Raw genomic sequence first — 12,703 nt, forward strand, 5'->3', positions numbered from 1 at the left:
GTGCGGCCTGCCTTTAATTTATTCATTGCGCTGGCTGACACTACTGGTGCTGGTGATCTCAAAATCCCCCGGTGGCGCTGCCGCTTACCGGGGCTACTGCGCTTTGCGATTTGGTAGCCCGGAGTAGGCGCAACGCGCCGCGTCCGGGAAAAACCATTAAAAAAGTTGCAAACCGATAACAGTATCTACCACGGCATGTGATCTGTAGGCCCGCGCAAGCGTAGCGCCGCCGGGCAATAACCGCGGGTAAAGAGCTACTTTCGCGCCGGATGGCGGCTGCGCCTAATCCGGCCTACGGTCTACGACTCGTACCATTGCGAACTGAAACTGCCGGTGTTGGTGGCCTCAAAATCCCCGGCGGCGCGAGCGCTTACCGGGGCTACGATACTGTGCAATTTGGAATTATGTTGCGCAAAGAACAATTGCCAGTCAGGATTATTTCTTTTTCTTCACCACTTTCCATTTTCCGCCAGCGGCAGTGTCGGCCAGCACGATTTTAAATCGGTTACTTTCCCAGTGGGGCAGGCCTAATACACGCCGCGCTATACGGTTACCTTTCGCCTTAATCATGATGTCGCTCCTTATTTTATTAAAGATGCACTAAACCCACGCAGGAAAATATTCTGCGTTTCCCGAGGTTTTAATTTTATAAAAAAATAAAATTCACTAACAATTAAATTCAGGCTTTATTGTAGGGTGGCTATTTTTTAATTCAAGCCGCTATGAACATTCGGACCTTAGTAGCAATAAAAACGTTTTTCCAGGCTTTTATCCCAGTAAACGTTTTTTATTGCCATTTTGTCCGGCGAAAAAGAGGTAAATAACGGCAGGGTTAAAACGTCATACCGCCGATAACGGCCGCCAGGCGATCGAACATCTCGCCAAACAGGTGTTCGCAGAAGGGGGCCAGCATCGGCATCATCATGCCGAGGGTCATAATGCCAAAGGTCATGGTCACCGGGAAACCGATCACGAATACCGACAGCTGCGGCGTCATGCGGTTGAGCAGACCCAAAGCGATATTGAGCGTGAGCAACAGACAAATCAGCGGTAACGCCAGCATCATGCCGTTGATAAAGATTAACGAACCCAGTTGGGCGAGCGCCAGGAAACCGTTGCCGTTTAGCGGCTGGCTCTGGATCGGCAGGGTATGGAAGCTGTCGGCCAGCAGCGAGATAAGCCACAGGTGGCCGTCAAAGCTTAAAAACAGCAGCATTGCCAGCAGGTTCAGCAGCCGTGCCAGCACCGGCATATTGGGGCCGCCGCTGGGGTCGAAGAAGGTGGCGAACGATAGCCCCATCTGCATGCCGATGACTTCGCCGGCGAGGCGTACCGCGGCGAAAGCCAGCTGCATCGTCAGCCCCAGCGCCGCGCCGATCAGGATCTGCTGAATCGCCAGCCATAAACCGGCAGCAGAGATAATGGGGATCGCGTTGGCGGGCAGCGTTGGGGCGATCAGTATCGCAATCAGGCCGCCGAGGCCGATTTTCACCTTTTTGCTGATCTGCTTTTCACTCAGTACCGGCGCGGTGCTGATGAGAGCCAGAATACGCAGCAGCGGCCAGAAATACTGGCTGAGCCATTCGCTAAGCTGGGCGCTGTCAAAGGGGATCACGGCTAGCCGATAATATTAGGCAGGTTGCTGAATAACGTGCGCATATAGTCCAGCAGCAGGTTCAGCATCCACGGCCCGGCGATAATAATCGTCGCCACGACCGCGAGAATTTTGGGGATAAACGACAGGGTCATCTCGTTAATCTGGGTGGCGGCCTGCAACAGGCTGACCACCAGCCCGCTGATTAGCGCCGCCAGCAGCAGCGGGGCGGCCAGCGCCAGGGCGACCTTCATCGCTTCGGTGCCAATGGCCATCACGGATTCTGGCGTCATGATTGTTCTCCGGCGGTTCAGGAATAGAAGCTCTGCGCCAGCGAGCCGAGCAGCAGCTGCCAGCCATCCACCAGCACAAACAGCATTAGCTTAAACGGCAGCGAGATCGTCGCCGGCGGCACCATCATCATCCCTAGCGCCATCAGCACGCTGGCGACCACTAGATCGATAATCAGGAACGGAATAAACACCGTAAAACCAATCTGGAAAGCGGTTTTCAGTTCGCTGGTGACGTAGGCGGGCAGCAGAATACGCATCGGTACCGCCTCCGGCCCGGCCAGCGGCGGCTGGTTGGCCAGACGAGCGTACAGCGCCAGGTCGCTTTCGCGGGTCTGGCGCAGCATAAATTCGCGCAGCGGCTGCGCGCCTTTATCCAGCGCCGCATCAAGGCCGATCTTGTCCTGACTAAAGGGCAGGTACGCCTCCTGATAGACCTTGTCGAACACCGGCGACATGATAAAGAAGGTCAGGAACAGCGCCAGCCCGAGCATCACCTGGTTCGGCGGCGCGGAAGGCGTGCCCAGCGCGTTACGCAGCAGACCCAGTACGATGATAATGCGGGTAAAACTGGTCATCATCAGCAGCATCGCCGGCAGGAAGGTCAGCGAGGTCAACAGCACCAGCGTCTGCACCGGCAGCGACCAGCTCTGGCCGCCGTTGGCCAGCGGCTGACTGATAAGCCCCGGAAGCTGTGCGAAGGCGGCAGGACTCAGCAGCAGTAACGCGGCGGCGAGCCACGGCGCCCGACGGCGGAGACAAGCGAACAGAGTAGGGAACATGGCTATTTTTCCGGGCGGTTGAGGACGTTGCGCATCAGCTGGCGGAAGTCGTTCGCAGGCGTGACCGCCGGAGTATCTTCATCGCGCGGTGGCGCCGGGTACTGATGAAGCGGGGTGATCTGCTGGGCGGTGACGCCCAGCACCAGCAGGGTATTATCGACTTCCACCACCACCACGCGCTCGCGCTGGCCAACCTGGCAGCTGGCGCGCAGGTTAAGCAACCGACCGTTGCGCGCCTGCGGCGCAAAGCCGAGGCGGCGGAACAACCAACCGGCCAGCAGGATCAGGAGCAGAATCGCGCCGAGCGCGCTGCTTACCTGCATGAGCGCCGAGCCGCCGGATATTGCCGGTTCGGTAACCGGTTGGCTGGTCTGCACGGTAACGGGGGCGCTCATTAGCGGCTCAACCGACGCATACGTTCGGACGGAGTAATGATATCGGTAATACGCACGCCGAATTTGTCGGCCACCACCACCACTTCGCCCTGGGCTATCAGATAGCCGTTGATCAGGATATCCAGCGGTTCGCCCGCCAGGCCATCCAGCGCGACAACCGATCCCTGCGACAGGCGCAGCAGCTCTTTAATCGTCATTTTGGTGCGCCCCAGTTCAACGGTCAGCTTCACCGGAATATCGAGGATCAGATCGATATCCTGCAGGCTGCCGAGCGCATCCTGGGCCTCCAGCGATTTGAACACCCCATCGGTGGTGGCGCTGGATTTCTCAGACGACTGTTGTTCATTAAGCGCATCAGCCCACAGATCGTCTACGGATTCCTTTCCTGCGCCAGACGGTTGCTTAGGATCACTCATTGGGCTGTTCCTCACTCAGAGCATTCAAAATAGGGTTTATCAAGTGTTCAACACGAAGGGCGTACTGCCCGTTTAAGGTGCCATATTGGCTGGTCAGCACCGGCACGCCGTCGACATGGGCGATAATGCGATCCGGTTTATCTATCGGTAAAACGTCGCCAGGCTGCAGCTTAAGAATTTTCGACAAGCGCATCGGGATATCGACGAAGTTGGCAATCAGCTCAAGCTCGGAGTGCTGCACCTGCTTGACCAACGTTTCGCGCCACTGGCTATCTTCCTGGCGGGAATTCTCCAGCGGCGGATTGGTCAGCAGTTCACGCAGCGGTTCAATCATGGCGAAAGGAATACAGATATTAAATTCACCGCTTAGCGCGCCAATCTCCACCTGGAATGGCGTGGTCACCACGATATCGTTCGGCGAGGTGGTGATGTTGGTGAATTTGACCTGCATTTCCGCACGCACGTATTCGACGTCAATCTTATAGATTGCGCTCCACGCGTCGCCGTAGGCGTCCAGCGCCAGGCGTAGCATACGTTTGATGACCCGCTGCTCGGTGGGTGTGAATTCGCGGCCTTCGACCTTGGTCGGGAAACGCCCGTCGCCGCCGAACAGGTTATCGACGGCGATAAATACCAGGCTCGGGGCGAAGACGAACAGCGCGGTGCCGCGCAGCGGGTTCAGGTGTACCAGGTTAAGGTTGGTCGGCACCGGCAGATTGCGGGCAAACTCGTGGTACGGCTGAATTTTAATCGGCCCGACGGTGATGTCCGGGCTGCGGCGCAGCAGGTTGAACAATCCCATGCGGAACTGCCGGGCAAAACGCTCGTTGATAATTTCCAGCGCCTGCAGGCGTTCACGCACCACGCGGCGCTGGGTATTCGGATCGTATGGCTTAACCTCGCTCTCTTTACCGCCGACAACCGTCTCGGGCTCATCGCCCGTGTTGTCGCCGTTGAGCAAGGCGTCGATCTCTGCCTGTGAAAGAATGCTATCGCCCATGGTGATTACCGCAGTATGAAGGCGGTGAACAGCACATCGCTGACCACCTGCTTCGGTTGTCCCTTAACCAGCGGCGCGCTCAGCGTCTCTTTGATCTGCGCGACCAGCTGCTGCTTGCCCTGCTCATTCGCCAGGTGACCGGCCTCCTGACGCGAAAGCAGCATCAGCAGACGGCTACGCACCTCCGGCAGGAAATCATTAAGCTGGCGGCGGGTTGCTTCATCCGGCAGGCGCAGCGTCAGGCCGATATACAGTACGCGGTCCGGATCGTTGTCCGGGGTCACCAGATTGACGGTAAAGGTATCGAGCGGCATAAATACCGGCGGCGCGGGCGGTTTTTCCTTTTCGATGGCGGTTTGCGCGCCGCCGTCGCGCTGTTGCAGCAGCCACCAGCTGTAACCTGCGGCAGCACAGGCGGCCACGGCCACGATCGTCAGCAGGATGATCAATAAGGGGCGTTTGGGCGCGGTTGCCGGAAGGGAGTTTTGAGACATAGCCAAATCAAATTCCTGTTGTTCCGCCCGCCGCGTTGCTGACGGGCATCGCGCGCGGCGGCGCCGCACGTATGACATATAAAGGTATTATCGCGGCTAACGCGCGAGGCAATAGCCGGAATAAACGGGCAAATGGGGGCCAGATTGGCCGTTTAGCGCCCCTCAGGCGAAAATATCGACGCCGTTGACCTGGCTGACCATTCGCTGCAGGGCTGCCGGGGCGCTGACTGGCTCAATCGGCGCGCCATCGTTGCCGCCGCCGTGGCGTTCCGCGTAGCTGGCGCGGCCTTCACCGTTGCCATTATGCTGCTGCCATTGCGGCGTCGCCTCGCCGCCAACGCTGCTCTGACCGAGGTTGATTCCGCTCTCCGCCAGCGCGTGACGTAACTGCGGCATAGCCGCTTCGACCGCCGCGCGTACCTGACCGTGTGCGGAAGCGATATGCAGCTGCGCCTGTTTATCGTCGAGCTGCAGGGTGATCTGCAGCGTGCCCAGCTCCTGCGGATGCAAGCGCAGTTCGGCGCTCTGCTGGCCATTGCGGTGGAACATCAGTACCTGCTGGCTCAGCGCCTGCTGCCATTCCGGGCTACCAAGCTGGGCATTAAGCTGCGGCGTCGGCGGCGCGGTTACCAGCGCACTGGCGGGCGTGGCGCTTTGGCTGGGGCTGGCGGCGGCGAAAGCGACGGCGGCAGGTTGCGATAGGGTATTCTCAGCCGAAGATTCGGCCATATCGTGCTGCGGCGTGGTCGCGGTCTGCACAACAGGAGAAGGCAGATTTTGCCCGCTAAGGGGATCCGTGCCCGGCTGCGGCTTCGCCGCCGGTTCGCCTTCCGGCAGGTTCGCGACATGCTGAATAGCTGCATTGCCGATGTGGAGCGCGGTTTTATCGCCGCTGGGCGCTGGTTGTTGAGCCAGCGGTAGCGCGGTCTGCGGCGGCGGGGCGACGATTGCCGCCGGCAGCATGGCGTACAGCGCCTGCAGCGTCGCCGGATCTAAGGTTTTCGCCTCGCTGAGCGGCGGCGTATGCGGGCCGCTATCCTCTTTTTTCGCTGTTGCGTCGACGGCGTTTCCCGCCGATGGCGGTAACGCATTGACCAGCAGCGCGCCGCGTTCGCCGAGCGCCGCCAGCAGCTGGTTAAGCTGGTTACGGCTTAGCGGCGGGGCGCTTTCATCATCGGCGCTCAGCGCCGCGGGCGGCAGCGTGCCGCTTTGCGCGGGCGTGAAGCGCGCGCCGAGCAGTTGCGCGAAGGCAGACGACAGCTGAACGTCGTCGAGCGCCAGATCCGGCAGGGCGCTGGCGTCGCCGGGCAGGCTAAGGGCGGGCAAAGCATTGAGATTCATGAAGCGGTATTCCTTTGTGTACTGCGTTGCGCGAACTCATCCATCAATTTTTGATTGCGTTTGTTTTCCAACTGCAGCTCGGCGTTTTGCGCGCGCGTGTGCAGGGTGTCGTAGGCGTTCAGCCGCTGCTGATGGTCCTGCCACTGCTTCACGGCGTGCTCCACCTTTTGTCCCCACTGCAGCAGCTGCTGGCGCTGTTGTTCGATGGCCTGTTCGAGGGTGGCGATAAACTGCTGGTAGTTCTGCCAGCGAGAGCTTTCCATGCCGCCGGAAAGGGTGCTGTTGAGCTTTTGCCGGTACTCGTCCTGATAGTTAAGCAACATCGTCAGCTGTTGCTCGGCGGCCTGTTGCGCCTGGCGCGCCTGGCCCAGACGCTGCGCCGCCTGTTCGACGGCCTCCTGGGCCAGATTGCGCAGGGTAATCAAAGGGGACTGTGCTTTCATCGCGTGGCGTCTCCGATGGCGTTAAACAATCAGCTGCTGTAGCTGCTGACAGGCTTCGTCATAACCGCAGCGCTCGAAAATTCCCTGCTGCAGATAGGTCTCCATTTGCGGATACAGGGCAATGGCTTTATCCAGCAGCGGGTCGCTACCGGCGGCATAGGCACCGACGCTTATTAAATCGCGGTTACGCTGGAAGCTGGCCAGCATCTGCTTAAAGGTACGTACCCGGCGATAATGTTCGTCATCGATAAGCGACGTCATCGCGCGGCTGATCGAGGCTTCGATATCGATGGCCGGGTAGTGACCGGCTTCCGCCAGCCGTCGGGAAAGCACCACGTGGCCATCGAGGATCGCGCGTGCCGAATCGGCAATCGGATCCTGCTGATCGTCCCCTTCGGTCAGTACGGTATAGAAGGCGGTGATCGAACCGCCGCCGCTGATACCGTTGCCCGCGCGTTCAACCAGCGCCGGCAGTTTGGCGAATACCGAAGGCGGATAGCCCTTGGTAGCCGGTGGTTCGCCGATCGCCAGCGCGATTTCACGCTGCGCCATCGCATAGCGGGTGAGCGAATCCATGATCAGCAGCACGTGCTGACCGCGGTCGCGAAAATCTTCGGCAATGCGGGTGGCGTAAGCGGCGCCCTGCATGCGCAGCAGGGGAGATACGTCTGCCGGGGCGGCGATCACCACCGAACGCGCGCGACCTTCGGCGCCGAGAATATTCTCGATAAAGTCTTTGACTTCCCGGCCGCGTTCGCCGATCAGGCCGACGACGATGACGTCGGCCTGGGTGTAGCGCGCCATCATGCCCAGCAGTACGCTTTTACCAACGCCGGAGCCGGCGAACAGCCCCATACGTTGGCCGCGCCCAACGGTCAGCAGACCGTTAATGGTGCGCACGCCGACGTCCAGCACCTGCTCGATAGGGGTACGCTGCAGCGGGTTAAACGGCGCGGTAATCAGCGGCGCGCGATAGCCGGTTTCCGGCGCAGGCAGGCCGTCAAGCGGCCTGGCGCCGCCGTCGAGCACGCGTCCCAGCAGCGCCGGGCCCAGCGGGAGTTGTTTACCGGCGTGCTGGCCGTCCGCCGTGCTACGGGCGTAAACCCGCGCCCCAGGTACGATCCCTTCGACCTCTTCCAGCGGCATCAGATACAGCCGCTGATCGTTAAAGCCGACCACTTCGCTTTCCACTTCCTGCACGCCGTTGCCGCCGTCGCGCTCGATAAGGCAGGTTGCGCCGAGCGGCAACTGCAGACCGGTGGCCTCCAGCACCAGGCCGGTGGCGCGGGTCAGCCGACCGTAGCGTCGCACGGTCGGCGTACGGGCGATACGCTGCTCCAGCGCTTCAAGTGAATTCAGCCAGCGGCCAAGACGGGCGGTCATCACAGCGCTCCCGGTGCGGCGAGGCGACACAATTCATGCCAACGGGTGGCGAGACTGGCGTCGAGATCGCCCTCTTCGGCGCTGACCTTACAGCCGCCGGGATGCAGATCGCCGTCCGCCAGCAGCCGCCAGCCGTGCAGGCTGAGGGTGGTACCTAACTGCTGCTCAACGCGCTCATAATCTTGCGGGTGCACACGCAATTGCGGCTTGCCGTTGAACATCGGCTCTTGCTGGATCAGCTGTTGAATTTGCGTCAGCAGGGCGGTGCCGTCACAGACCGGCGGCTGGCCAAGCACCTGTTTTGCGGCGGTCAGCGCCAACTGCATCAGACGTGAGGCGATGACCGAATCGAGCGCATCAAGGGTGTGCTGAAACTCGCTCACCAGCTGCTGCCAGTGGTCGGTCAGCGGCTGTTGCTGCTGCTGAGCTTCCAGTAGTCCCTGCTGGCGGCCCTCCTCAAGCCCCTGCTGAAATCCGGCTTCATAGCCTTTTTGCTGGCCATCGGCATAGCCGGATTGCTGACCTTGCTGCTCGGCCTGTAGGCGCAGGGCGGCAAGCTGCTGCTGCAGTTCTGCCTGCGCGTCAGGCTGCAAGGCTTCGTTATCCAGCGTCGGTAGCGGCGGTTCGAAAGCCGGGGCCGCGTCGCCAAGGTCGTTGAGCGACCAGGGCTGCCAGGGCATGGAATTAATGCGATCAGACATAGGTGTCCTCGCCGCCGCCAATGATCATTTCGCCGCTTTCCGCCAGCCGTCTGACTATCAGCAGAATCGCTTTCTGTTCGTTTTCCACCTGCGACATGCGCACCGGCCCACGGTTGGCGAGATCGTCGCGCAGAATATCGGCCGCGCGCTGCGACATGTTTTTGAGGAACTTCTCGCGCAGCGGCTGTTCGGCGCCCTTCAGAGCAATCAGTAGCGATTCGCTGTCCACGTCCTGCAGCAGGCGCTGGATACTGCGATCGTCGACCTCCACCAGGTTTTCGAACAGGAACATCTCGTCGATGATCTTCTGCGCCAGCTCGCCATCGTATTCGCGCATCGCGTCGATAACGGCTTCTTCCTGCTGGGTTTTCATCAGGTTGATAATCTCGGCGGCGGTACGCACTCCGCCCATTTTGCTGCGCTTGAGGTTCTGGCCGTCGAGCAGGTTGTTGAGCACTTCGGTCAACTCCGCCAGCGCCGCCGGCTGCACGCCGCCGAAGGTGGCGATACGCAGCATCACGTCGTTGCGCAGGCGCTCATCGAACTGCGCCAGAATATCCGCCGCCTGGCCGCGCTTGAGGTGTACCAGGATGGTGGCGATGATCTGCGGGTGTTCATCGCGGATCAGGTCGGCGGCGCTCTGCGGCTCCATAAAGTTGAGCGTTTCCATCCCTGAGGTGGTTTCGCGGGATTCGAGAATATCCTCCAGCAGGCTGGCGGCGCGCTCTTCGCCCAACGCTTTCACCAGCACCGACCGCAGATAGTCGCTGGCGTTGACGCTCAAGGCGGCGAACTGTTCGGCATCGTCTTCAAATTCAGAGAGGATCTCGCCGAGCTGTTTATGCGAGACCTGGCTCATGCCGGCCATGGTGCCGCTCAAAAGCTGGACTTCGCGGGAGGAGAGGTGCTTGAGCACCTCCGCCGCGCGGTCTTCGCCCAGCGTCATTAATAAAATGGCGCTTTTATCGGTTCCGGTCAGGCTCATAGTTCGTTACTCATCCATTGGCGGATTACCAGAGCGACGACCCGCGGATCTTTATCCGCCAGTTCGCGGATGCGTTGGCTCTGGACTTCTGCGCTGACGCGCTGCTGCGATTTACGGCGCAGCGCCAGCTCCTCGTTGCTTGGTTTATGGCTGTCGTTCGCCTTAGCGACCGGCGCGCTGGCGGCGGCCACCGCGGCTTGCTGCGCGGCTTGACGCTGCTGCAGCTGCGGCTTAATCAGCTTGCGCCACAATACCCAGCCGACCAGCAGTACCAGCAGGTAACGTCCCAGTTCGAGCAGCAAATCGATAAACGCCTGGCTCTGCCAGAACGGCAGTTCGCCGCCGGTCATCTGATTGTCGGTAAATGGCGTATTGACCACCTGCAGGCTATCGCCGCGGGTGCTGGAGTAGCCCATCGCTTCGCGCACCAGCGCTTCAATTTGCGCCAGTTGTTCTTTACTCATCGGCTGCGCTTTGCCGTCGGCGTTGAGGCTATAGTTCACCACCACGGCGACCGACAGGCGTTCCACCGTCCCGGCTTTCTGTTGGGTATGGCGGATGGTGCGATCGAGTTCGTAGTTGGTGGTGGCGTCGCGTCGGGTGCTTAACGGACCGCTGTTGGCCGCGGCGCTGCGGGTGTTGGTCGCGTTATTGGCGTTATTGGCCGCCGGTTTAGCGCTTTCAATCGGCGCCGTTGCCGGCGCGCTCGGCTGATTGGATAACGCCCCAGGGACGCCGCCCACCTGCGGACCGCCGATTTGTTCGTTGCTGCTGGTTTGCTGCGAACGGATCGCCGCTTTCTCGGGCTGCTGGTTCGGCTGATACTGTTCGTCAGTCTGCTCGTGGGAGGCGAAATCGATCTGCGCGGTCACCTGAGCGCGGACGTTGGCGCTGCCGACCACCGGCGCCAGGATAGTTTCAATGCGTCGCTGATAGCCGTTTTCCACTTCGTTAGCATATTTCAGCTGCGAGGCGTTGAGGTCGCGTCCGGTGCCGTCGGACTGCGTCAGCAGGCGTCCGGCCTGATCGACCACGGTGACGTTGCCCGCCGGCAGGCCGGCGACGCTACTCGATACCATATAGACGATAGCGTTAATTTGGCCATCATCCAGCGCACGACCCGGCAGCAGCGTCAGGGTGACAGAGGCGGAAGGGGATTTTTGCTCGCGGACAAACAGCGAGGGCTTCGGCAGCGCCAGGTGCACCCGCGCATTCTGCACCGGCCCCAGCGACTCGATAGTGCGTGAGAGTTCGCCTTCGAGAGCGCGCTGATAGTTAATCTGTTCGCTGAACTGGCTGATACCGAATTTTTCCTGATCCAGCAGTTCGAAGCCGACGGCGCCGCCCTTCGGCAGCCCTTGCTGCGCCAGACGCAGGCGGGTTTCATGCACTTTTTCCGCCGGGATCATCAGCGCCGCGCCGTTCTCGGCGAAGCGGTAGGGGATGTTCATCTGCGTCAGTTGGGTGACGATAGCGCCGCCGTCGCGATCGTTCAAATTGCTGTACAGCACGCGATAATCCGGGCTTTTCGCCCACAGCAGCAGCGCGACAATAATGGCAATCGCGGCGGAGGCGGCCACCAGCAGCGGAATTTTTGGATTGGCGCGCAGACGGCTCCAGATGGCCTGCAGGCCGTTGTCGCGGCTTTCGCCGGCGGATAACGAGGCACTCATGGTAGGCGGTATCCTTCGCTGGCGTTCAGGCGGCGACGCGCGCTGGCGTGCTGACGAACGGTATGGATAGCGTTATGTGACAAAACAGACTCCCTGATACACATCTTTTCTCAATAGCGGCGCTCCCATTTCTGGGCAGGCCATTATTCGTCTTATCAGATGATTCTGATTGCCCGATAAGCCGGGTTTTTTGCAGCTAATTAACCGCTTTAAGCAAAAATCACTGTGTTAGGGTGTGCAGCATTGGAGAAATACAGGGTGAAATAGCGCCTGGCGATCACGAGAGTATTGAGGAAAAGATGGCGATTCAGGGTATTGAAGGCGTACTGCAACAGATGCAGGCAATGGCGATTCAGGCGGGAAAAAACGGGCAGAATAGCGTACCGCAGGGAGTCAGTTTTGCCAGTGAACTCACCGCCGCGCTGGGTAAAATCAGCGATACTCAGCAGGCCGCGCGTCAACAGGCGCAGAACTTCGAGTTGGGCGTGCCGGGCATCAGCCTGAATGATGTGATGGTCGATTTACAGAAATCTTCAGTTTCATTGCAGATGGGCGTGCAGGTGCGTAATAAGCTGGTGGCGGCCTATCAGGACATTATGAATATGCCGGTTTAGTCATAAAATCTCGGCGCAACTTCTTCCTGCAAACCGCTATGCTTAACGCTGGCGGTTTTGTCTATTTACGGCGACAACGGCAAAAAATTGCGCGCCTCTGCATTGATTTTAACCCATCAACCGGTGAATGAATGAGTCTGAAATATCACTACAATCGATAGGGGATGCAGATCAATAGTCGTTCATCGATCGATACAAGCGATCTGACTACTACCACTACAAACTGTATGGTCTTGCCAAAATAATTCTAATTTGGAATAGCAGATGTCCGAAAAAGTAGACCATCAATTGCGGCGTAAGGTATGGATAGGGATTTTTCTCGGTTTGTTGGTCTTTTGGGGAGCGATAGCAACGATGGTGGCCTACGCGTTGGCGTAGTCCGAACAGCTTAGACTGTTATTTAGTATCGGCTTGTCAGCCAGAAGACAGGCATTGTTGTGTGAGCGGGGTAAGGCGAAAATTTAAATTTGGATGGCAATTCACTATCGTTTTTCGGCTCTGTAGCAAATAATCTGCGCAAATTTTGCTCCGCGGAGGCGTTATGCTGTGGCTTCAGACCGTTGTATTTTTTGTCGTTTTAGCTTTTGTTGCG

Annotated in this window: 16 protein-coding genes; 2 read left to right on the top strand and 14 right to left on the bottom strand. The window is 59.4% G+C overall.

Annotated elements, in window-relative coordinates:
- Window positions 1-435: 435 nt before the first annotated feature.
- The 14 genes from sra to fliF all read right to left on the bottom strand — a co-directional run bounded on the left by sra (window position 436) and on the right by fliF (window position 11,497).
- Window positions 436-570, bottom strand: coding sequence for a stationary-phase-induced ribosome-associated protein (gene sra, locus PGR09_RS04115; RefSeq protein ID WP_072251507.1), 135 nt, complete (start codon window positions 568-570; stop codon window positions 436-438).
- 262 nt (window positions 571-832) lie between these two features.
- Entirely contained in the window at window positions 833-1,615 is a 783-nt protein-coding gene (gene fliR / locus PGR09_RS04120) for a flagellar biosynthetic protein FliR (protein WP_047043654.1), read from the bottom strand.
- Window positions 1,616-1,617: 2 nt separating this feature from the next.
- Complete coding sequence (gene fliQ / locus PGR09_RS04125; RefSeq protein ID WP_015367302.1) at window positions 1,618-1,887, bottom strand: flagellar biosynthesis protein FliQ; 270 nt, start codon at window positions 1,885-1,887, stop codon at window positions 1,618-1,620.
- 17 nt (window positions 1,888-1,904) lie between these two features.
- Window positions 1,905-2,666 (bottom strand): flagellar type III secretion system pore protein FliP, encoded by a 762-nt coding sequence (gene fliP / locus PGR09_RS04130; protein WP_045397378.1) that lies wholly within the window; start codon window positions 2,664-2,666, stop codon window positions 1,905-1,907.
- A gap of 2 nt (window positions 2,667-2,668) precedes the next feature.
- Entirely contained in the window at window positions 2,669-3,061 is a 393-nt protein-coding gene (gene fliO, locus PGR09_RS04135; RefSeq protein ID WP_063414555.1) for a flagellar biosynthetic protein FliO, read from the bottom strand.
- The gene (gene fliN, locus PGR09_RS04140; RefSeq protein ID WP_015367299.1) at window positions 3,061-3,477 is read right to left on the bottom strand and encodes a flagellar motor switch protein FliN; all 417 of its coding nucleotides are present in this window, start codon (window positions 3,475-3,477) and stop codon (window positions 3,061-3,063) included. Before fliN ends, fliO begins: the two co-directional genes overlap by 1 nt.
- Entirely contained in the window at window positions 3,470-4,477 is a 1,008-nt protein-coding gene (gene fliM, locus PGR09_RS04145) for a flagellar motor switch protein FliM (RefSeq protein WP_015367298.1), read from the bottom strand. The genes fliN and fliM overlap by 8 nt, the downstream gene beginning before the upstream one ends.
- Window positions 4,478-4,482: 5 nt before the next feature.
- On the bottom strand, window positions 4,483-4,971 hold the full coding sequence (gene fliL, locus PGR09_RS04150; protein WP_015367297.1) for a flagellar basal body-associated protein FliL: 489 nt from the start codon (window positions 4,969-4,971) through the stop codon (window positions 4,483-4,485).
- Window positions 4,972-5,133: 162 nt separating this feature from the next.
- Complete coding sequence (locus PGR09_RS04155) at window positions 5,134-6,312, bottom strand: flagellar hook-length control protein FliK (RefSeq protein WP_320482622.1); 1,179 nt, start codon at window positions 6,310-6,312, stop codon at window positions 5,134-5,136.
- The gene (fliJ, locus tag PGR09_RS04160; RefSeq protein WP_045397390.1) at window positions 6,309-6,755 is read right to left on the bottom strand and encodes a flagellar export protein FliJ; all 447 of its coding nucleotides are present in this window, start codon (window positions 6,753-6,755) and stop codon (window positions 6,309-6,311) included. The genes PGR09_RS04155 and fliJ overlap by 4 nt, the downstream gene beginning before the upstream one ends.
- Window positions 6,756-6,776: 21 nt before the next feature.
- Window positions 6,777-8,138, bottom strand: coding sequence for a flagellar protein export ATPase FliI (fliI, locus tag PGR09_RS04165; RefSeq protein WP_045397393.1), 1,362 nt, complete (start codon window positions 8,136-8,138; stop codon window positions 6,777-6,779).
- Entirely contained in the window at window positions 8,138-8,839 is a 702-nt protein-coding gene (fliH, locus tag PGR09_RS04170) for a flagellar assembly protein FliH (protein WP_047065439.1), read from the bottom strand. The genes fliI and fliH overlap by 1 nt, the downstream gene beginning before the upstream one ends.
- A complete protein-coding gene (fliG, locus tag PGR09_RS04175; protein ID WP_015367292.1) occupies window positions 8,832-9,824 on the bottom strand; it encodes a flagellar motor switch protein FliG in 993 nt (330 codons plus the stop codon). The genes fliH and fliG overlap by 8 nt, the downstream gene beginning before the upstream one ends.
- Window positions 9,821-11,497 (bottom strand): flagellar basal-body MS-ring/collar protein FliF, encoded by a 1,677-nt coding sequence (fliF, locus tag PGR09_RS04180; RefSeq protein ID WP_430915819.1) that lies wholly within the window; start codon window positions 11,495-11,497, stop codon window positions 9,821-9,823. The genes fliG and fliF overlap by 4 nt, the downstream gene beginning before the upstream one ends.
- 299 nt (window positions 11,498-11,796) lie before the next feature.
- Here fliF and fliE point away from each other — a divergent pair, with 299 nt between their 5' ends.
- Both fliE and PGR09_RS04190 read left to right on the top strand, forming a co-directional pair.
- Entirely contained in the window at window positions 11,797-12,111 is a 315-nt protein-coding gene (gene fliE, locus PGR09_RS04185; protein WP_045375469.1) for a flagellar hook-basal body complex protein FliE, read from the top strand.
- A gap of 264 nt (window positions 12,112-12,375) precedes the next feature.
- Window positions 12,376-12,489: a YmiA family putative membrane protein gene (locus PGR09_RS04190; protein WP_072048039.1), complete on the top strand. Its 114-nt coding sequence runs from the start codon at window positions 12,376-12,378 to the stop codon at window positions 12,487-12,489.
- Window positions 12,490-12,703: the final 214 nt, after the last annotated feature.

It is taken from the genome of Klebsiella sp. 141251, assembly GCF_050600725.1.
In the GTDB taxonomy this organism is placed as follows: Bacteria; Pseudomonadota; Gammaproteobacteria; order Enterobacterales; family Enterobacteriaceae; genus Klebsiella; species Klebsiella aerogenes.